The 1,319-nt window shown below is 67.3% G+C and carries 1 protein-coding gene and 1 other annotated feature; the gene reads left to right on the top strand.

What is annotated here, in order from left to right:
- Nucleotides 1-53: 53 nt before the first annotated feature.
- Nucleotides 54-1,288, top strand: a protein-coding gene (locus AB0J12_RS39635) for an IS3 family transposase (RefSeq protein ID WP_363269663.1) whose coding sequence is annotated in 2 segments (ribosomal slippage) — nt 54-333 and nt 333-1,288 — 1,236 coding nt in all. Because the reading frame shifts where the segments join, the coding sequence is not laid out codon by codon here.
- Nucleotides 332-460: a sequence feature (AL1L pseudoknot), on the top strand. (Overlaps the previous gene by 129 nt.)
- Nucleotides 1,289-1,319 lie beyond the last annotated feature (31 nt).

Below are 1,319 nucleotides of genomic sequence, written 5' to 3' on the forward strand. Positions count from 1 at the left end.
GTGAATCGCCCCGGGTTTGATGTAGATCATCAAGACCCGGAAGGATGCCGATCATGGCTGCTCCCCGTAAGTACCCCGACGAACTGCGTGAACGCGCGACGCGTCTGGCTGTCGAGGCCCGCAAGGACCCGGCCGGCCGGGCTGGTGCGATCAAGCGGATCGCCGACCAGCTGGACGTGCACCCCGAGGCCCTGCGGGGGTGGGTGAAGCGGGCCGAGATCGACTCAGGTGTCGCGCCCGGGACCACCAGCGCGGAGGCCGCCCGGATTGCGGAGCTGGAGAGGGAGGTGAAGGAACTGCGGCGGGCGAACGCGATATTGAAGTCCGCCTCGGCTTTCTTCGCCGCGGAGCTGGACCGTCCACTGCGATGAAGGTCGCCTACATCGACCAGTACAAGGAGACGTTCGGCGTCCAGCCGATCTGCGATGTCCTCGCCGAGACGGACGCGCCGATCGCGCCGAGCACCTACTACGCCGCCCACAGCCGTCCGCCGTCGGCCCGCAGCATGCGCGACGAGCACCTCGCCGAGGAGATAAGCCGCATCCACGCCGACAACTACGGCGTCTACGGAGCCCGCAAGGTCCATGCCGCCCTGGTCCGCGAGGGACACACGGTGGCCCGCTGCACGGTCGAACGCCTCATGCGTCAGGCGGGACTGCGCGGGGTGATCCGGGCCAAGAGTCCGCGCACCACCCGGCCCGCCCCGGAGACCGACCGTCCGGCCGACCTGGTCGAGCGGCAGTTCACCGCAACTGCCCCGAACCAGCTCTGGGTTGCGGACATCACCTACATCAGAACCCTCTCCGGCTGGGTTTACGCGGCGTTCGTCATCGACGTCTTCTCCCGCATGGTCGTCGGCTGGCAGGTCGCCACCAGCCTCTACACCGACCTCGCGCTCGACGCTCTGGAGATGGCGATCTGGCGCCGCCGGCACACCGGCGCCGACCTCGCTGGCCTCACACATCACTCGGACCGCGGAGTCCAATATCGTGCCATTCGCTACACCGAACGCCTCGCCGATGAGGCTGCCGTGGCCTCCGTCGGCTCACGAGGCGACAGTTACGACAACGCTCTCGCCGAGGCGTTCAACAGCCTGTTCAAGGCCGAGCTGATCCGCAACAACGGGCCCTGGACGTCCATCAACGACGTCGAGATCGCGGTCGCCGAGTACATCGACTGGTTCAACCAGCGACGCCTCCACGGCGAGCTCGGCCACGTCACCCCCGCCGAGCACGAAGCCGCCTACTACGCGGCCGAACCCCCTGCGTCACTCCAGAAAACCAGCTAACTCAGCCTCCACAAAACCCGGGGCTTGACAA

Source organism: Streptomyces sp. NPDC049915 (assembly GCF_040656475.1).
In the GTDB taxonomy this organism is placed as follows: Bacteria; Actinomycetota; Actinomycetes; order Streptomycetales; family Streptomycetaceae; genus Streptomyces.